Source organism: Streptomyces sp. NPDC051987 (assembly GCF_040680735.1).
GTDB lineage: Bacteria > Actinomycetota > Actinomycetes > Streptomycetales > Streptomycetaceae > Streptomyces.
Map to the genome: position 1 here is coordinate 1 of NZ_JBFAXI010000138.1, position 16,928 is coordinate 16,928.

17 protein-coding genes are annotated in these 16,928 nt (G+C 71.6%); 4 read left to right on the forward strand and 13 right to left on the reverse strand.

Annotated elements, in window-relative coordinates:
• Window positions 1–42 precede the first annotated feature (42 nt).
• On the forward strand, window positions 43–327 hold the full coding sequence (locus AB0M11_RS38830) for a DUF6332 family protein (protein WP_365713253.1): 285 nt from the start codon (window positions 43–45) through the stop codon (window positions 325–327).
• Here AB0M11_RS38830 and AB0M11_RS38835 read toward each other — a convergent pair.
• The 4 genes from AB0M11_RS38835 to AB0M11_RS38850 all read right to left on the reverse strand — a co-directional run bounded on the left by AB0M11_RS38835 (window position 288) and on the right by AB0M11_RS38850 (window position 4,116).
• Window positions 288–953 carry a response regulator transcription factor gene (locus tag AB0M11_RS38835; RefSeq protein ID WP_365713223.1) on the reverse strand — a complete coding sequence of 222 codons (666 nt, stop codon included), beginning with the start codon at window positions 951–953 and terminating at the stop codon, window positions 288–290. The two genes, AB0M11_RS38830 and AB0M11_RS38835, sit on opposite strands and share 40 nt — an antisense overlap.
• Window positions 950–2,179: a sensor histidine kinase gene (locus AB0M11_RS38840; protein WP_365713225.1), complete on the reverse strand. Its 1,230-nt coding sequence runs from the start codon at window positions 2,177–2,179 to the stop codon at window positions 950–952. The genes AB0M11_RS38835 and AB0M11_RS38840 overlap by 4 nt, the downstream gene beginning before the upstream one ends.
• 109 nt (window positions 2,180–2,288) lie before the next feature.
• On the reverse strand, window positions 2,289–3,479 hold the full coding sequence (locus AB0M11_RS38845) for a GDSL-type esterase/lipase family protein (RefSeq protein WP_365713227.1): 1,191 nt from the start codon (window positions 3,477–3,479) through the stop codon (window positions 2,289–2,291).
• 64 nt (window positions 3,480–3,543) lie between these two features.
• Window positions 3,544–4,116 (reverse strand): WHG domain-containing protein, encoded by a 573-nt coding sequence (locus tag AB0M11_RS38850; protein WP_365713229.1) that lies wholly within the window; start codon window positions 4,114–4,116, stop codon window positions 3,544–3,546.
• Between the two features lie 79 nt (window positions 4,117–4,195).
• Here AB0M11_RS38850 and AB0M11_RS38855 point away from each other — a divergent pair, with 79 nt between their 5' ends.
• Window positions 4,196–4,690, forward strand: a complete 495-nt coding sequence (locus AB0M11_RS38855; protein WP_365713231.1) for an FBP domain-containing protein — start codon at window positions 4,196–4,198, stop codon at window positions 4,688–4,690.
• Window positions 4,691–4,696: 6 nt separating this feature from the next.
• Here AB0M11_RS38855 and AB0M11_RS38860 read toward each other — a convergent pair whose 3' ends face one another.
• Entirely contained in the window at window positions 4,697–5,392 is a 696-nt protein-coding gene (locus AB0M11_RS38860; RefSeq protein WP_365713233.1) for a TetR/AcrR family transcriptional regulator, read from the reverse strand.
• A gap of 173 nt (window positions 5,393–5,565) precedes the next feature.
• On the opposite strand from AB0M11_RS38860, the gene AB0M11_RS38865 reads away from it, so the two are divergent.
• Window positions 5,566–6,066, forward strand: a complete 501-nt coding sequence (locus AB0M11_RS38865; protein ID WP_365713235.1) for a nitroreductase/quinone reductase family protein — start codon at window positions 5,566–5,568, stop codon at window positions 6,064–6,066.
• Here AB0M11_RS38865 and AB0M11_RS38870 read toward each other — a convergent pair.
• Window positions 6,056–7,339, reverse strand: a complete 1,284-nt coding sequence (locus AB0M11_RS38870) for a geranylgeranyl reductase family protein (protein WP_365713237.1) — start codon at window positions 7,337–7,339, stop codon at window positions 6,056–6,058. The two genes, AB0M11_RS38865 and AB0M11_RS38870, sit on opposite strands and share 11 nt — an antisense overlap.
• A gap of 212 nt (window positions 7,340–7,551) precedes the next feature.
• On the opposite strand from AB0M11_RS38870, the gene AB0M11_RS38875 reads away from it, so the two are divergent.
• Entirely contained in the window at window positions 7,552–8,907 is a 1,356-nt protein-coding gene (locus tag AB0M11_RS38875) for a dipeptidase (protein ID WP_365713239.1), read from the forward strand.
• 46 nt (window positions 8,908–8,953) lie between these two features.
• Here AB0M11_RS38875 and AB0M11_RS38880 read toward each other — a convergent pair whose 3' ends face one another.
• From AB0M11_RS38880 to AB0M11_RS38910, 7 genes are all read right to left on the reverse strand, one after another.
• A complete protein-coding gene (locus AB0M11_RS38880) occupies window positions 8,954–10,006 on the reverse strand; it encodes an oligopeptide/dipeptide ABC transporter ATP-binding protein (protein ID WP_365713241.1) in 1,053 nt (350 codons plus the stop codon).
• Complete coding sequence (locus AB0M11_RS38885; RefSeq protein WP_365713255.1) at window positions 10,003–11,100, reverse strand: ABC transporter ATP-binding protein; 1,098 nt, start codon at window positions 11,098–11,100, stop codon at window positions 10,003–10,005. Before AB0M11_RS38885 ends, AB0M11_RS38880 begins: the two co-directional genes overlap by 4 nt.
• A 17-nt stretch (window positions 11,101–11,117) precedes the next feature.
• Window positions 11,118–12,041, reverse strand: a complete 924-nt coding sequence (locus AB0M11_RS38890) for an ABC transporter permease (protein WP_365713243.1) — start codon at window positions 12,039–12,041, stop codon at window positions 11,118–11,120.
• Entirely contained in the window at window positions 12,034–13,020 is a 987-nt protein-coding gene (locus AB0M11_RS38895) for an ABC transporter permease (RefSeq protein WP_365713245.1), read from the reverse strand. Before AB0M11_RS38895 ends, AB0M11_RS38890 begins: the two co-directional genes overlap by 8 nt.
• A 73-nt stretch (window positions 13,021–13,093) precedes the next feature.
• Complete coding sequence (locus tag AB0M11_RS38900; RefSeq protein WP_365713247.1) at window positions 13,094–14,911, reverse strand: ABC transporter family substrate-binding protein; 1,818 nt, start codon at window positions 14,909–14,911, stop codon at window positions 13,094–13,096.
• Between the two features lie 257 nt (window positions 14,912–15,168).
• Entirely contained in the window at window positions 15,169–16,209 is a 1,041-nt protein-coding gene (locus AB0M11_RS38905) for an NUDIX domain-containing protein (RefSeq protein ID WP_365713249.1), read from the reverse strand.
• 140 nt (window positions 16,210–16,349) lie between these two features.
• Entirely contained in the window at window positions 16,350–16,541 is a 192-nt protein-coding gene (locus tag AB0M11_RS38910) for a hypothetical protein (protein ID WP_365713251.1), read from the reverse strand.
• Window positions 16,542–16,928 lie beyond the last annotated feature (387 nt).

Here is a 16,928-nt window from a genome sequence, read left to right on the forward strand (position 1 = left end):
GGCCGGTTGCCCCGCCGGGCGCACGGCTGTGAGACTGCCGGGATGACGGCACAGGGGGCACGCCGCGGTCAGGCGGAGCGGGACGCGATCACCGTGGAGATCGGATACGCGCTGTGCAGCGCGGCGTTCGCGGCCGCGGTCGCCTTCGGGGCGGTGACCGGCCCCGCGCTGCTGTTCGACCTGCCCCGCGGTGCGGAACGCATGCTGCCCGTCGCGGGCACGGTGCTCGCCGCCGTGCTGTTCTTCGCCCGGGTCGTCAGCGTGCTGGTCCGCTTCCAGCGCTCCGCTCAGCCCAGCCAGCCGGGCCGCACCAGCCCCGACTCATAGGCCAGGACGACCAGTTGGGCGCGGTCGCGGGCGCCCAGTTTGATCATCGTGCGGCTGACATGCGTCTTGGCGGTGAGCGGGCTGACGACCAGGCGCCGCGCGATCTCCTCGTTGGACAGGCCGATCCCGACCAGGGCCATCACCTCCCGCTCCCGCTCGGTGAGCGGGGCGAGCGCGTCGGCGGCGGCCGGCTCCTTGGAGCGGGCCGCGAACTCCGCGATCAGCCGGCGCGTCACGCCCGGCGACAGCAGCGCGTCCCCGGCCACCACCGCCCTGACCGCCCGCACCAGTTCGTCCGGCTCGGTGTGCTTGACCAGGAAACCGGAGGCTCCGGAGCGGATCGCCTCGAAGACGTACTCGTCGAGTTCGAAGGTCGTCAGCATGACCACCCTGACGTCCGGCAGGTCCGGAGCGCCGGTGATCCGGCGGGTCGCGGCCAGGCCGTCGAGGCGCGGCATGCGGATGTCCATCAGGACGGCGTCGGGGCGCAGTTCGCGCACCTTGCGCAGCGCCTCCTCGCCGTCCGCCGCCTCACCGGCCACCTCGATGTCCGGCTGCGCGTCGAGCAACGCCCGGAAACCGGCCCGTACCAGCGACTGGTCGTCGGCGAGCAGTACCCGGATCATCGGTCCTCCCGGTCGTCCGACGGCAGTACGGCCAGCACCCGGAAGCCGCCGTCGGCACGCGCTCCCGCCTCGATCGTGCCCCCCAGGGCGGCCGCCCGCTCCCGCATCCCGGCCAGCCCGTTCCCGCTGCCGCCCGCCTCCGCCCCGGTCGCCGGTCCGTCGTCGTCGATCCGCAACCGCAGCTTCCCGCCGCCGTGTTCGAGCCGCACGCGCGCGTGCCGTGAACCGGAGTGCCGTACGACGTTGGTGAGGGCCTCCTGCACGATGCGGAAGGCGGCCAGGTCGGCGCCGGGCAGCAGGCGCGGCGGCTTCCCCGTCACCACGACGGTGAGTCCGGCGCCCGCCGCCTGCTCCACCAGTTCCGGCAGCCGCCCGAGACCGGGCGCCGGGGCGCGGGGCGCGTCTCCCGGGGCGCGCAGGGTGTCGAGCACCTGACGCACCTCGCCGAGGGCCTCCCTGCTGGCCGCCTTGATGGTGGTGAGCGCGGACCTGGCCTGCTCGGGGTCGGTGTCGAGCAGCGCGAGTCCCATGCCCGCCTGGACGTTGATGACCGAGATGCTGTGCGCCAGGACGTCGTGCAGCTCCCGTGCCATCCGCAGCCGCTCCTCGTCCGCGCGCCGCCCGGCCGCCTGGGCGCGCTCGGCCCGCTCCCGCGCCCACTGATCGCGCCGCAGGCGGACCAGTTCGGCGAGCGAGACGATGATCAGCACCCAGCTGGCGATGATCATCTCCTGGCCGGGGGTCGCGCCCGTGTCGCCGGGTGGCGGCAGCCGGCGGTACAGCCACAGCGCGATCAGCAGATGCCCGGCCCACAGCATCCCGAGCGCGGCCCACGCGGCCCGCCGGTGCCCGGCGACGACCGTGCTGAAGCAGGCCACGGCGACGGCCGCGAGGACCGGCCCGTACGGGTAGCCGGCGCCGAGGTAGACCAGGGCGAGCGCGGCCGTGCCGAACGCCACGGGCACCGGGTGCCGGTGCCGCCACAGCAGCAGGCCGCAGGCGCCCAGGAGCAACAGGTGGGCGTAGGGGTCGAGGGGCTCGCGGTGGGGCTGCGCACGGGCGGCGGCGTGCGAGCCCACCAGGACGAGGACGGTGAGCGCCACGGTGGTGCGCCACGGCAGACGGGAGCGAGGGGTGCCGTCGGCGGCGTCGGGCGGATCCCCCCACGGGGGTCCGTGGTGCCGCCGGCGCGCGGGGCCGTGCTCCCGTGCCCGCTGCTCGTCCATGACCGCCACGCTAGACGCCACCGGGGCGGGCCGGCGTCGGCCCGGCGGGGTGATCACGCGTACTCCCCGGGGAGTAGAGCCCTTGCGCGGTGGCGGTCTCCCGGGCTGATCAGCGGTGGCCGCCGGGTGCCGCGAACGCGCCGCCGTCCTCGAAGGCCAGTGCGGCGAAGCGCTCGCCGATCCGGCGGTGGGTGGCCGCGTCCGGGTGGAGTCCGTCGGGCAGCGGGAGGTCGGCGGTGTCGGTCTCGCCGTAGAGGGCACGGCCGTCGAGGTAGTGGAGGTGGGGATCCTCGGCGGCACGCCGGGCGACGATCCGGGACAGCTCGTCCCGGATGACGTTGAGGGTGAGCTTGCCGCTCGCGCGCTCGGCAGGGTCGCCCACGGCCGTGAAGGCGACGCGGCCCTCGCCGAGGGCGCTCAGGTCCATGGCGGTGGGACCGGGCGTGTCCTCGTGCATCGGGCACAGGATCGGCGACACGACCAGCAGCGGGACGGTGGGGTGCCCTTCGCGGACGGTGTCGAGGAAACCGTGCACGGCGGGGCCGAAGGCGCGCAGCCGCATCAGGTCGGTGTTGACGACGTTGATGCCGAGCTTGAGGCTGATCAGGTCGGCGGGGGTGTCCCGGACGGCGCGGGCGGTGAACGGGTCGAGCAGGGCGCTGCCGCCCAGCCCCAGGTTGACCAGTTCCACGCCGGCCAGCACGGCCGCGCGCGCGGGCCAGACGTCGGTGGGGCTCGCGGCGTCCGAACCGTGGCTGATGGAACTGCCGTGGTGCAGCCAGACCCTGCGGCCGTGGTCGGGCACGACGGCGAGCGGGGCGTCGGTGCGCAGCGCGACCAGTTCGGTGGTCTCGTTGTGCGGCAGCCAGATCTCGACGGTCTTCTCGCGTTCGGGCAGTCCGGTGAAGCGGAGGGTGCCGGCCGGTCCGGGGCGCAGCTCCATGGTCCCGGTGCTCAGGTCGACGACCTGCACCGCGCCGCCGAGGATGCTGCCCCGGCCGGCCAGGGTGCCGTCGACGAGCAGGTCGTAGACGCCGTCCGGGCGGTCCGGCGCGCCGGTGTAGCGGCGCTTGGTGGGCAGGGCGTCCAGTTCCACGGCGGTCGCGCGGGAGCGGAACACCAGCCGTACGCCGGAGGGCTGGGACTCGACCATGGCGAGCTGCGGGTCGTCGCACTGGGCGCGGGCCCGGGCCGGCAGCCGGTGCGGCAGGACGCCGTGCTCGGTGCGCTCCAGGTCGAGAGCGCCGCGCAGGAGGTCGGCGGTGATCGGGGTGGTGATCCAGCGGGGGTCGGTGTTCATCGCCTCTGCGTTCCCTCGGTCTTCGGTCGGTGTTCCGTCCTCGTCCTCGTCCTCGGCGAAGGGGTCAGGTCGGTGCGGGCCAGTTGCGCAGCAGGGTGTCGAGGGCGTCGAGGACGCGGGTCCAGGACTGCTGGCTGTCGGGGGCGCTGTGACTGAAGCCGCCGCTCAGCTCCAGGTCGACGTAGCCGTGGAAGACGCTGCCGAGCATCCGGACGGCATGCGTCTCGTCCGGTTCGGCCAGGTCGTAGCCGCGCAGGACGGCCCGGGTCAGCTGGGCGTGCCGGACGCCGGCGCTCGCCGCGGCCGTCTCCGGGTCGAGGCGGAGCCGGGCCGCCGCGTAGCGGCCGGGATGGGCGCGGGCGTAGTCGCGGTACACGTCGGCGAACGCGACCAGCGCGTCCTTGCCGGCCCGTCCGGCCAGTGCGTCGGCGGCCCGGTCGGCGAGCTCCGCCAGCGCCAGCAGGGCGATCCGCGTCTTGAGGTCATGGGAGCTCTTGACGTGCGAGTACAGGCTCGCGACCTTCACGTCGAACCGTCTGGCCAGCGCCGAGACGGTCACCTGGTCGAAGCCGACCTCGTCGGCCAGCTCGGCTCCGGCCCGGACCAGCCGTTCCGTACTCAGCCCCGCGCGCGCCACGCCGACTCCTCACCGCCGTCTCCTGCCTTCGCCGATTATTTATTTGCCTATAGCTTTTAGGCAAATTAGCGTGCGACACATGAGACAGCTGACCGAGCCGGAGATCCGGGCCGCCTTCGTGAACTGCACCAAGGGCGCGGCGAAACGCCTGCACGTCCCGCACGACCTGGCCGACCGGCCGTGGGCCGACCTGGACTACCTCGGATGGCGCGATCCCCAGGCACCGGACCGCGCCTACCTGGTGACCGGAGCGGACGGGGGCGGCGCACGCGCGGTGGCGCTTCGCTGCCCGAGCCCCTCCTCCTGGCAGACCCGGCGCAGCATGTGCTCGATCTGCCTGACCACGCACACCGGAGGCGTCTCCCTGATGGTCGCCGCCAAGGCGGGCAGGGCCGGGCAGCAGGGCAACTCCGTGGGCGCCTACCTCTGCAGCGACCTCGCCTGTTCGCTCTACGTGCGCGGCAAGCGGGACGCGGGTGTGGGCGGGCGCATGCCGGAGTCGCTCACACTGGAGGAGAAGATCGAGCGCACCGTGACCAACCTCGCCGCGTTCCTGGACAAGGTGACGGCCTGAGCAGGGTCACTGGGGGAACACCAGCCCGACCCCGTGGGCGAGCTGCGCCGCCGCGTGCCGGAAGAACCGCTCCCGTTCCTCCACGACGCCCTTGAACTGGCCGAACAGCTCGAACCCCACCAGCCCGAACAACTGGGCCCACGCCGCGGTCATGGCCACCGCCACCTCCGGCGGCAGGCCGGGCACCAGCTCGTCGGCCATCCGGCGGGCCTCGGCGGCGAGCTCGGCCGATACGGGGGTTAGGGCCAGACCCCGCCGCTCGAACGCCTCGCGCAGGATCCCGATGAGGACGAGGGCGACCCGGGCGGCCGGCGGAATGGTCGTCTCCGGGGCCGAGTAACCGGGCACCGGGGAGCCGTAGATCAGCGCGTACTCGTGCGGGTGGTCCAGCGCCCACCCGCGCACCGCCTCGCACACCACGACCCAGCGCTCGGCCGGAGCGGCACCGGCAGCGGCGGCGTGCGCGGTCTCGGCGGCCTCGCCGAGGGAGTCGTAGGCGTCGATGATCAGCGCGGTGAGCAGGTCGTCGCGGCTGGGGAAGTAGCGGTAGAGCGCGGAGGAGACCATGCCGAGTTCGCGCGCGACCGCCCGCAGCGACAGCTTCGCCGCACCCTCGGCGGCGAGCTGTCTGCGTGCCTCGTCCTTGATGGCCGTGGTGATTTCCATCCTGGCTCGCGCGCGGGCGCCCTGTGGGGTGGTCATGGACAGCAGTCTGCCATGTCCGCAGAGCGGTGCACACGGTTCAGATCAGTGCACTTGTTTGAGTGCGGCGCTCAAAAAAGAGAGCAGTGCTCTTGCGCTGGATCACCGATCTCCCCCACACTGTTCCTCAAGCGAGAGCACTGCTCTCCCAGTCAGATCAAGTGGGGGTCACCATGTCGTCGTCGCAGTCGTCGCAGTCCCAGCCGGAGCCGCAGTCACAGCCGTCGCCCGAGCCGTACTACGTCAAGGCCAATCCGATGGCCGTCCGCATGAACAGCCTCGTCGGCTGGCTCGCCCGGCACGGGATCAGCCTCGCGGGCAGTGCGGAGCTCTCCGTGCGCGGCCGCAAGACCGGCCGGATGCAGCGCGTCCCGGTCAACCCACACACGTACGACGGCGGTCAGTACCTGGTCTCGGCGCGCGGCGAGTCCCAGTGGGTGCGGAACATGCGCGTGGCCGGCGGTGGGGAGCTGCGGGTGGGGCGGAAGGTGCGGGAGTTCACCGTGGTGGAGCTTCCCGATGCCGAGAAGCTCCCGGTGCTGCGGACCTACCTGGAGAAATGGGGCTGGGAGGTCAAGCAGTACTTCCCCGGGGTGACGGCCAGGTCCTCCGACGAGGAACTCGTCGCGGCCGGCGCCGACCACCCCGTCTTTCGGGTCACCGTCACGAAGTGACGGTCTCGTCGTCGGAAGCGTCCTCGGCCGGTGCGTGCTCCTTCGCCGCCGGCTCCGGACCGAACGCCGTGAGGGCGCGCTGGGCCAGCGGGTGGGAGCGGATGAGCTCACCGAGGGTGGTCCGGCCCTGGGTGATCTCCTTGAACGCCCGCCAGGCCGGCCGGAACCCGGTCAGCGCCGCGTGGAACAGTCCGGGCCGACGCTCGAACACCGCGAGCATCCGCTTGCCGACGCTCATCTCGACGCCGAGGCCCGCCTTGACGGCGAAGGCGTAGTTCAGCGCCTGACGGCGGGTGTCGACGGCGTCGTGGGCCTCGGCGATCCGCACCGCCCACTCCCCCGCGAGCCGTCCCGAGCGGAGCGCGAAGGAGATGCCCTCGCGGGTCCACGGTTCGAGCAGGCCCGCCGCGTCGCCGCAGACCAGCACCCGGCCGCGGGACAGCGGGGAGTCGTCGGCGCGGCAGCGGGTCAGATGGCCCGAGGAGATGCTCGGCTCGAAGCCGGCGAGGCCGAGCCGGGCGATGAAGTCCTCCAGGTACCGCTTGGTGGCCGCACCCTCGCCACGGGCCGAGATCACCCCCACCGTGAGGGTGTCGCCCTTGGGGAAGACCCAGCCGTAGCTGCCGGGCATCGGGCCCCAGTCGATGAGGACCCGGCCCCTCCAGTCCTCGGCGACCGTCTCGGGCACCGGGATCTCCGCCTCCAGGCCGAGGTCGACCTGGTCGACCTTCACCCCGACGTGAGCGCCTATGCGGCTGGCGCTGCCGTCGGCGCCGACCACGGCGCGGGCCAGCAGGGTCTCGCCGCCCTGCAGCACGACCGCGACCGTCCGCCGGTCCGGGACCGCCGAGCCGTGCTGCTCGACGCGCTGCACGGCAGCGCCGGTGCGCAGCTCGGCGCCCGCCTTCTGGGCGTGCTCGACCAACTGCTGGTCGAACTCGGGCCGGTTGATCAGCCCGAACATCATCTGCTTGGAACGGCGGGTGCGGGTGAACCGGCCGTTGTGGGAGAAGGTGACCGCGTGGACCCGGTCCTTCAGGGGCAGCTCGAAGCCGGGCGGCAGCGCGTCACGCGAGGGGCCGATGATGCCGCCGCCGCAGGTCTTGTACCGGGGCAGCTCGGCCTTCTCCAGCAACAGCACGCGCCGTCCCGCGACCGCCGCCGCGTAGGCGGCCGAGGCGCCCGCGGGTCCCGCGCCCACCACGACGACGTCCCACACCCGCTGCGCGTCGTCCGTCCGCACGTCGTCCGCCGAAGAATTCTCGCCGCTCACGATGGTCCGCTGCTCCGATCAAGCCGTAGAAGCCGTGTCACGCCATTTGAAGCCGTATGAAGCCGTATGTAGCCGTGGGTCAGGCACTGTCCGTCCGTGGGCCGACACCCGTCACCTGTCCCCCCGCATCCTACGGCGGAGATCGCCGCAGGCCACTGTGGGAGGATCGGTCCACTCACCAGTTCAACGTCGCACCCACGAGGAGCGTGCCCATGTCGTCCAATCCGGTCGCCGAGACCGTCGCCGCCCTGCTGCCGAGGGCCCGGACGGAACTCGCCGAGCTGGTGGCGTTCAAGTCGGTGGCCGACTTCGCCCAGTTCCCGAAGAGCGAGAGCGAGGGGGCCGCGAACTGGGTGGCCGACGCGCTGCGCGCCGAGGGCTTCACCGACGTCGCCGTACTGGACACCCCCGACGGCACGCAGTCGGTGTACGGCTACCTGCCGGGCCCGGAGGGTGCGAAGACGGTCCTGCTGTACGCGCACTACGACGTGCAGCCGCCGCTGGACGAGACCGCGTGGACCACCCCGCCGTTCGAGCTGACCGAGCGGGACGGCCGCTGGTACGGGCGCGGTGCCGCCGACTGCAAGGGCGGCGTGCTCATGCATCTGCTGGCACTGCGCGCGCTCAAGGCGAACGGCGGCGTCCCGGTCGGCGTCAAGGTGATCGTCGAGGGCTCGGAGGAGATGGGCACCGGCGGCCTGGAGCGGTACGCCGAGGAGCACCCCGAACTGCTGGCGGCGGACGCGATCGTCATCGGCGACACGGGCAACTTCCGGCTGGGGCTGCCGACGGTGACCACGACGCTGCGGGGCATGACCATGGTCCGCGTCGAGATCGACACGCTGCGGGGCAATCTGCACTCGGGCCAGTTCGGCGGCGCCGCCCCGGACGCGCTGGCCGCGCTGATCCGGGTCCTGGACTCGCTGCGCGGCGAGGACGGTTCCACCACGGTCGACGGGCTCACGTCCGAGAGCCGCTGGGAGGGACTGGAGTACGACGAGGAGCAGTTCCGTACGGACGCGAAGGTGCTGGACGGCGTCGGACTGATCGGCGACGGGTCGGTCGCGGACCGCATCTGGGCCCGTCCGGCGGTCACGGTCCTCGGCATCGACTGCCCGCCGGTGGTCGGCGCCACCCCGTCGGTGCAGGCCGGCGCCCGCGCCCTGGTCAGCCTCCGGGTGCCGCCGGGCGTGGACGCGGCCGAGGCGACCAAGCTCCTCCAGGCCCATCTGGAGGCGCACACGCCGTGGGGCGCGCGGGTGCGGGTCGAGACGGTCGGGCAGGGCCAGCCGTTCCGCGCGGACACCACCAGCCCGGCGTACCGGGCGATGGCCGACGCGATGGCGGTCGCCTACCCGGACGAGACGATGCAGTACGCCGGTCAGGGCGGCTCCATCCCGTTGTGCAACACCCTCGCCGGGCTGTACCCGCGGGCGGAGATCCTGCTGATCGGCCTGAGCGAGCCGGAGGCGCAGATCCACGCGGTCAACGAGAGCGTGTCCCCCGAGGAGCTGGAGCGGCTGTCGGTGGCGGAGGCGCTGTTCCTGCGGAACTACGCGGCGGGCTGACCGGCCGCCGGTGCGGCGGAGCGACGCCGTCGCCCGGCCCGGACGGTCACAGCAGCTGCACGTTCTCCGCGTAGTGACAGGCGACCGGGTTGCCGCCGCCCCGGTCGACCAGCTCCGGCACCTGGTCGACGCAGGCGGTGCGCTCGCTGTCGGTGAGCCGGCCCGCGAACTTGGGGCATCGGGTGCGGAAGCGGCAGCCGCTGGGCGGCCGGACCGGGCTGGGCACGTCGCCCTGGACGGTGATCCTCCTGCGGGCGCGTTCCTTGCGCGGGTCGGGCAGCGGGATCGCGGAGACCAGGGCCTGGGTGTAGGGGTGGGCGGGGCGGGCGAAGAGCTGCCGGGCGGGGGCGATCTCCACCAGGCGGCCCAGGTACATCACCGCGACCCGGTGGGCGACGTGGCGCATCACGGAGAGGTCGTGCGCCACGAACAGGAAGGACAGGCCCAGTTCGCTCTGCAGGTCCATCAGCAGGTTGAGGACGCCGGCCTGGATCGACACGTCCAGCGCCGAGACCGGCTCGTCCAGCACCACCACCTTGGGGCGCAGCGCCAGGGCCCGTGCGATGCCGATGCGCTGGCGCTGCCCACCGGAGAACTCGTGCGCGAAGCGGTTGCCGTGCTCGGGGTTGAGGCCGACCAGGCGCAGCAGTTCGCGTACCTCGTCGGGGGCGCCGGGGCCGTAGCGCCCGTGGATGCGCAGGGGTTCGGCGACGATCTCGTGGACGGAGATCCGGGGGTCCAGGGAGGCGTACGGGTCCTGGAAGACGATCTGCAACTCGCGTCGCAGCGGCCGCATCTGACGCCTGCTCAGGTCGGTCAGGAGCCGGCTCTGGTAGTGGACGGTCCCCGAGGTGGCCGTCTCCAGGTTGAGCAGCGTCCGGGAGACGGTGGTCTTGCCGGAGCCGGACTCGCCGACCAGGCCGAGTGTCTCGTTCGGGTACAGGTCGAAGGAGACCCCGCAGACGGCATGCACGTCGCCGACCCGGCGGCGGACCACGCCCCGCGACATCACCGGGAAGTGCTTGACGAGGTCGCGGACCTGGAGGACGGGGTCGCCGGTGCCGCCGTGGCCGGGCAGCGGGGGCAGCGGATCGGTCATCGGGCATCGTCCTCCAGGTCGGCGAACCGGGCCAGGGCCTCGGTGTCGGCGCCGACGGCGTCGAAGACCTCGCCGGCCGCCGTGCCGACGAGTTCGTCGGCGAAGTGGCAGGCGCTGCGGTGGGCTTCGGAGCCGGCGGGGCGCAGGGCGGGTTCGGTGCTGTCGCAGGGCTCCCGGCGCATCGGGCAGCGGGGCGCGAAGGGGCAGCCCGGGGGCAGGTCGAGCAGTGAGGGCGGGGAGCCGGTGATGGGGGTCAGCCGGTCCTCCTCGCGGTCGAGGCGGGGCAGGGAGCCGAGCAGGCCCAGGGTGTAGGGCATGCGCGGGGTGTAGAAGATGTCCTCGACGGAGCCGGTCTCCACGATCCGCCCGGCGTACATGACGGCGACCCGGTCGGTGTGCCCGGCGACCACACCGAGGTCGTGGGTGATCAGGACGAGGGCGGCGCCGGTCTCGGCGCGGGCGGCCTCAAGGGCCTCCAGGATCTGCGCCTGCACGGTGACGTCGAGGGCGGTGGTGGGCTCGTCGGCGATGATCACGTCCGGGTCGTTGGCGATCGCGATGGCGATGACGACGCGCTGGCGCATGCCGCCGGAGAGTTCGTGCGGGTAGCTGTCCACGCGCCGTTCGGGGCTCGGGATGCCGACCGTGCCGAGGAGTTCGACCGCGCGCGCACGGGCGGGGCGTTTACCGAGCCTCGGGTTGTGCCGGAGCAGGGTCTCGGCGATCTGGTACCCGACGGTGTAGACGGGGTTGAGGGAGGTCATCGGGTCCTGGAAGACCATGGCGATGCCGCTGCCCCGGACGTCGGAGAGGCGGCCGTCGGACATGCCGAGGAGTTCCGTGCCCTCGAACCGGACCGAGCCGCGCACCCGGGCCGTGCCGGGCAGCAGCCCCATCACGGCGAGCGCGGTGACGGACTTGCCGGAGCCGGACTCGCCGACGATGCCCAGAGCCTCGCCCCGCGCCAGCCGGTAGCCGACGCCGCGCACCGCCCGTACGGTCCCGTCCTCGGTGGGGAACTCCACGCTGAGGTCCTCGACTTCGAGGACGGCGCCGGACTCCTCGCCCTTGCCCACCACCCTGTCGGTACCCATGCGGTTGCCGGTGTCGGTCACTGTCGCACCCTTTGCTGCCGGGGGTCGAAGGCGTCGCGCAGCCCGTCGCCGATGAAGTTGATGGTGAGGGCGATGGCGATGATGAAGGCGCCGGGGATGTAGAAGAGCCAGGGCCTGGTGTCGACCGCGGTCTGGGCCTGGGCGACCAGCAACCCGAGGGAGGTGTCGGGCGGTTGGACGCCGAACCCGAGGAAGGACAGGGCGGTCTCGGTGAGGATGCCGGTGGCGACCAGGATGGTGGCGTTCACGATGATCGGGCCGAGCGCGTTGGGCAGCAGGTGCCGGAAGATGATCCGGGTGTCCGAGGCGCCGAGCGCGCGGGCGGCCTCCACGAACTCCTTCTCGCGCAGGGACAGTACGGACGAGCGCACCACCCGGGAGACGTAGGCCCAGGTGAGTCCGGCGATCACCACGGCGATCCAGTACCAGGAACCGCCGCTGCGCGAGGAGATGACCAGCGCGATCGCGAACAGCGGGAGGGTCAGCACGAGATCGGCGATGCGCATCATGAGCGCGTCGACGAACCCCCGGTAGAAGCCGGCGACGGCCCCCCACACGGCGCCGACCAGCGTCGAGCCCAAGGCGATCAGGATGGCGATCTTCAGGGAGGTCTGGGTGCCGCGCATCACCTGCGCGTAGGCGTCGTACCCCGAGGAGTCGGTGCCGAAGGGGTGCTTCCAGGAGGGCGGTTGGGAGTTGTCGGGCGTGTACTTGGCGTACGAGTAGTGCCAGAAGTGCGGGCCGACGAAGGCCCACAGCACGATCAGCACGAAGACGGCCAGGCTGATCATCGCGGCCCGGTGGCGCAGGAAGCGGCGCAGCACGAGTCGGGTCTGGCTGCGCTGCACGACGGTGAACTCGTGGTCGTCGCCGCTCGGCGTCCGGGTGCCGGCCGGCCCGACCGCCCCGATGTCAGTCATAGCGGATCCTCGGGTCGAGTACGGCGTACAGAAGGTCGGCGAAGAGGTTGAAGACGATGACGACGACGGCGGACAGCAGCAGCCAGGCCATGGTCCGGTAGACGTCGAGGGTGGTGGCGGCCTGGACGAGCATCTCGCCCATGCCGTGCCACTGGAAGATCGTCTCGGTGATGACCGCGCCGCCGAGGATGATCGCGATGTCGAGGGCGGTGACGGTGGCGAGCGGGATCAGCGCGGTGCGCAGGGCGTGCCGGGTGAGCACCCGGCCGCGGCGCAGCCCCTTGGCGCGGGCGAGCCGCACGTAGTCGCTGTCCAGTACTTCGAGCATGGCGGCACGGGTGTAGCGGGTCCAGGAGGCGAAGGAGACCAGGGCAAGGGTGATGGTGGGCAGGACGAGGTGGCCGATGCGGTCGGTGAACTCGTTCCAGGTGGTGTCGACGTCGAGGTACGGCGACTTCTCGCCGATGGTGCCGAGGAACTGGCTGCCGGTCTCCTGGTTGAACCAGATTCCCGCCTGCTTGAGCAGGACCGCGAACCAGAACACGGGCATGGCGAGGAACAGGAAGCCGAGGAAGGTGATGGTGTAGTCGGCGACGCTGTACTGGCGGATCGCGCTGAACACGCCGAAGACGATCGCCATCACGAGGGCGAGCAGCATGGCGGCGGCGACCAGGGTGACGGTGACCCGGAAGCGGGTGAACAGGTCGTGGCCGATGTCCAGGTTGGACTGGACGGACGGGCCCCAGTCGCCGTGCAGGACGCCGGTGATCCAGTTCCAGTAGCGTTCCACGACCGGTTGGTCGGCGTGGATGTGGCGGGCGAAGGCGGTCACGGCGGCCTTGCTGGGCGGCGGTTGCCGGGAGGTGGCGAAGTTAACCACCGGATCACCGGAGTTGACGACGACCAGGAAGACGATGAACGTCGAGACGATCAGGACGGGCAGGGAGACGAGGATGCGGCGCACGGTGTAGGCGAGCATGCGGTCTTCTCTCGCGGGAGGCCCGGCCCCGGGGTCTTCCGGGGCCGGGAATCGGTCCGGCCGGTCGCGGGGGCTACTTCTTGAGGCCCCACTCGCCGACGTTGTACGGCGGTCCGACGTTGGTGGAGTTGTTGCGCATGTTGACGAACCGGGTCTGCACCGCGAGGAAGGTGGGCTTCTGGTAGAGCGGCAGCACGTAGGCGTCGTTGACCATGATCTGGTCGGCCTGGTTGAGCAGGGCGGCGGCCTTGGTCTGGTCCGTCTCGCCGATGGCCGTGCTGATCAGGGAGTCGACCTGCTTGTTGCTGTAGCCGCCGTAGTTGCCGCCGGCCCCGGTCGTCCACAGCTGCTGGGCGCCGCTGATCGCGAACGGTGAGGCGACCCAGGCGAAGACGATGATGTCGTACTGGTGGCCGGCCAGGACCGTGCCGAGGTCGGCGGCGCCGATCGGCTTGATCGTGACCTTGATCCCGAGGTTGGCGAGGTCGCTCTGCAGGATCTGGCACTCGCTCTGCCGGATCTGGTTGCCGGTGGTGTAGCGGCAGTCGAAGGGTCCGACGGCCTTGCCGTCCGGGGTCTTCAGGGCGGTGCCCACTCCGGTGAACTTGGCGTCGGTGAGATACTTCTTGGCCTTGGCGAGGTCACCCGAGCCCTGGCCGCCGGCGCTGACCACGTCTTTGTAACCGGCGGTTCCCGGGACGAAGTTGTGGTTGTAGAGCTGCTTCACGCCGGGATCGAACTGGGCGACCGTCTTGGCCATGATGTCCTTGACGCTGATGGCCGTGAACATCGCCTGCCTGAGGGCCAGGTACTTGCCGATCACCGGGTTGTGCAGGTTGAGGTCGAAGTGCTCCCAGGTCAGGCCGTTGCCGATGGTGTAGGTGACGTTCGGGATGGCCTTGACCTGGTTGACGAGGTCGACCTCGGGCTGCGGGTAGATGCCCTGGACCTCGTTGTTGCGCAGCGCGATCGGCTCCTGGGTGGCGTCCGAGATGACCTTGAAGATCAGCCGTTGCAGGGTGGCCTTCTTGCCGGACCACTTCGGGTCGGGCTCGTAGGTGGCGTGGTCGTTGTCGACCCACTCGGTCATCCTGTAGGGGCCCGCGGTGGCGTACTTGATGGGCGGGTTCTTCTGGAAGTACTGCCAGCCCTGGGTCATCTGGGCGGCCGTCATGTGCGCCGCGTCGCCCGCCTTGGCACCGGCGGCCTTCTCGGCGACGTGCGCCGGGTAGAACGGGTAGCCCGCGCCGAACAGGGACTTCCAGTCGGCGTAGGGCCTGGCCATCACGACGGTGACGGTCTTGCCGTTGTCGGATCCGGTGACCGACTTGATGCGGTCGTAGCCGGCGGTGCTCTCCGGCAGGCAGCCCTTGGTCTGGGTGGAGTCACTGGCGGGCGGCGGCGGACAGTCCTTGCCGTCGTTGGTGCGCCAGTAGTAGACGAAGTCGTCGGCGGTGATCGGGGTGCCGTCGTTCCAGGACGCCTTGGGGTTGATCTTGTAGACGAGGGTCTGCGGACTGGCGCTCGTCTGGGTGGCCGAGGTCACCAGGTCGGTGTTGAGCTTGACGCTGAAGTCCGGCTGCGGCACGAAGACCTGGGGCAGCACGGGGCTCAACGCCTCGGCGTTCTCGAAGGTGTTGCCGTTGGTGTCCTGCACGTTCCACTGCTGGATGTTCTTCTCGATGACGTAGGTGAACGTGCCGCCGGCCTTGGTGGCGCCGGAGTTGCAGGTGTCGGCCTTGCCCTGGGTGGCGCAGGACGTGAGACCGGCCGAGGTGCCCTTGCCGCCGCTGCCCCCGCCGCCTCCCCCGCTGCTGCAGGCGGCGAGCGCCAGGACCAGCCCGGCGGTCAGTGCGAGTCCCCTTGTGAGGGCCGAAGAATGCGCGCGCATGTCCCTCCTTCAGCCGGCTGTCGTCCGGCCTGTGCACGGCGGCCAGCGGCCGCGAGGAAGTTGAGCTGCGCACCGACGGTAGAACGTTTGTGTGCCTCCTTCACGTTCTTGTTCATACCGGGACGGCGACAATTCACCCTCGTTTTCCCCCAGGAACCCTTCGCCCCGCGCAAAGTCCCCTACACACGCCCCGGAAATGCCAAAGTCACCGATAACTTCACTAAGGCTGCAAGGACTTGACGGCCAATCAGGAATTGTCAACCGACCGGGACACCGGCTTCCAGATAGAGCGCGGCACCGCGCTCGCGGGCGCGCAGTGCCCAGCGCAGCCGTTCGTAGCGCACCGGCGGCAGCAGCTCGGCCGCCTCCTGCTCGGTGACGAACCGCCAGCCCCGCAGCTCCGGGCCCGGCAGCACCAGCCGCCCGGCCTCGGCGGAGTCCAGCCGGCCGCCGTCGAAGAGCAGTCGCAGGCCGCCGTAGCGGGGCGGCGCCGGCTGTTCCCAGTCGACGACCAGCAGCCTCGGCAGTTCCTCCAGCCGTATCCCGGTCTCCTCCTCGACCTCGCGCACCCCCGCCCGAGCGGGGGCCTCGCCGGGCTCGACGACACCGCCGGGGAACTCCCAGCCGGCCTTGTAGGTGGGGTCCACCAGGAGGAAGCGGTCCCGTTCGTCGAAGAGGAGGACGCCGGCGGCGACGGTCTCGGCGGTGGGTTCGGGGGTCTGCACTATGTCACATACCGCCGCTTCGCCCCTGCCCACCGCCTCCGCGATCCGCACCGCCGTCTCGTAGGGACTGAGCCCGCTGCCGTCCACGAGATGGGCGTCGGCGCTGATCCAGGAGGCGAGTGCGGCCCGGTAGGGCTCGATGTGGTCGTACGACCACTGCCGGATCCGTATCTCGCCGTCGGGCAGGCCGGGCGGGATCTCCCGCGCGGCTATGCGCTCGCGCAGGATCGTTTCGGCCGTGGTGAGGCACAGGTGCCGGACCGCGATCCGGCGGGCGGCGAGGCCGCCGAAGATCTCGTCGCGGTACTCCTGGCGCAGCAGCGTCATCGGCACCACCAGGGTGCCGCCCAGCTCGGCGAGCATCGCGGCCGCCGTGTCGATCACCAGACGGCGCCAGATCGGCAGATCCTGGAAGTCCCCGACCTCGGCCAGGTACTTGGCCGGCAGCAGGTCGGTCAGTGCCCCACCGAGGAGTTCGGGGTCGAAGAGCGTGCTGTTCGGGATCAGTTCGATCAGTTCACGTGCGGTGGTGGTCTTACCCGCACCGAACGCGCCGTTGACCCAGACGATCACGGACTCCCCCTCTGCTGTTGGCCCCCTGTGGCTTGCCCGCTCCACACTGCCACGGAAACCAGTTCCCGTTGAGGGCGCGCAAACGGAGTGCCGGTGTCCGCCGCCCGGAACACCGGCACGTGGGCCGCCCGCGCCGGGGCCTACTCCTGGCCCAGGACGTTCCGGTCGGTCCGGAAGCTGTCCTGACTGACGAAGTGGTCGACGTGCTCCAGGGAGTCCGAGACGTTCAGGTCACCCAGGGGGCGTTCGTCGGCCGCGTGGGAGGGCGTGACGGCGGCCACGACGAATCCGGTGGCCAGGCTGGCGATGGCGAGCATGCTGCGCTTCTTCATGCCCGGTCCAACTGCGCGGACGGCCGGGAGTCACGGGCGTACCCGCGACGGGAGCAACGCGGTCGAGCCGGAGCGGAGACCGGGACCGACGGGTTCCGGTCCCGACCGGGCGAACTCCGGCCGAAGCCGGACCCCCGGCACCCCTTGCTGTCCAACACGGTCCGACGGGTTCTAACATAACCGCACAGCGGTGGCGCGCGCGTCGCGCGCATGCCGCCACCCCGGCTTCGGCCGAGCCGGAGGACCGAGACGACGCGTCACCAGGACCCCTGGCGGCGGCCCCGCTCTGCGCGCTGGGCCTGCGTCGGGGGGGGGGGCGGCGGGACCCCCCCCCCCCAGGCCCCCCCCGGGGGCAGGCCGGGGGCGCGCCCCCCGCACACCGCCCCC

Coding starts and splice junctions, on each gene's coding strand:
- AB0M11_RS38830 (WP_365713253.1), top strand. CDS start 43: ATGACGGCACAGGGGGCACGCCGCGGTCAGGCGGAGCGGGACGCGATC.
- AB0M11_RS38835 (WP_365713223.1), bottom strand. CDS start 953: ATGATCCGGGTACTGCTCGCCGACGACCAGTCGCTGGTACGGGCCGGT.
- AB0M11_RS38840 (WP_365713225.1), bottom strand. CDS start 2,179: ATGGACGAGCAGCGGGCACGGGAGCACGGCCCCGCGCGCCGGCGGCAC.
- AB0M11_RS38845 (WP_365713227.1), bottom strand. CDS start 3,479: ATGAACACCGACCCCCGCTGGATCACCACCCCGATCACCGCCGACCTC.
- AB0M11_RS38855 (WP_365713231.1), top strand. CDS start 4,196: ATGAGACAGCTGACCGAGCCGGAGATCCGGGCCGCCTTCGTGAACTGC.
- AB0M11_RS38860 (WP_365713233.1), bottom strand. CDS start 5,392: ATGACCACCCCACAGGGCGCCCGCGCGCGAGCCAGGATGGAAATCACC.
- AB0M11_RS38865 (WP_365713235.1), top strand. CDS start 5,566: ATGTCGTCGTCGCAGTCGTCGCAGTCCCAGCCGGAGCCGCAGTCACAG.
- AB0M11_RS38875 (WP_365713239.1), top strand. CDS start 7,552: ATGTCGTCCAATCCGGTCGCCGAGACCGTCGCCGCCCTGCTGCCGAGG.
- AB0M11_RS38880 (WP_365713241.1), bottom strand. CDS start 10,006: ATGACCGATCCGCTGCCCCCGCTGCCCGGCCACGGCGGCACCGGCGAC.
- AB0M11_RS38885 (WP_365713255.1), bottom strand. CDS start 11,100: ATGGGTACCGACAGGGTGGTGGGCAAGGGCGAGGAGTCCGGCGCCGTC.
- AB0M11_RS38890 (WP_365713243.1), bottom strand. CDS start 12,041: ATGACTGACATCGGGGCGGTCGGGCCGGCCGGCACCCGGACGCCGAGC.
- AB0M11_RS38895 (WP_365713245.1), bottom strand. CDS start 13,020: ATGCTCGCCTACACCGTGCGCCGCATCCTCGTCTCCCTGCCCGTCCTG.
- AB0M11_RS38900 (WP_365713247.1), bottom strand. CDS start 14,911: ATGCGCGCGCATTCTTCGGCCCTCACAAGGGGACTCGCACTGACCGCC.
- AB0M11_RS38910 (WP_365713251.1), bottom strand. CDS start 16,541: ATGAAGAAGCGCAGCATGCTCGCCATCGCCAGCCTGGCCACCGGATTC.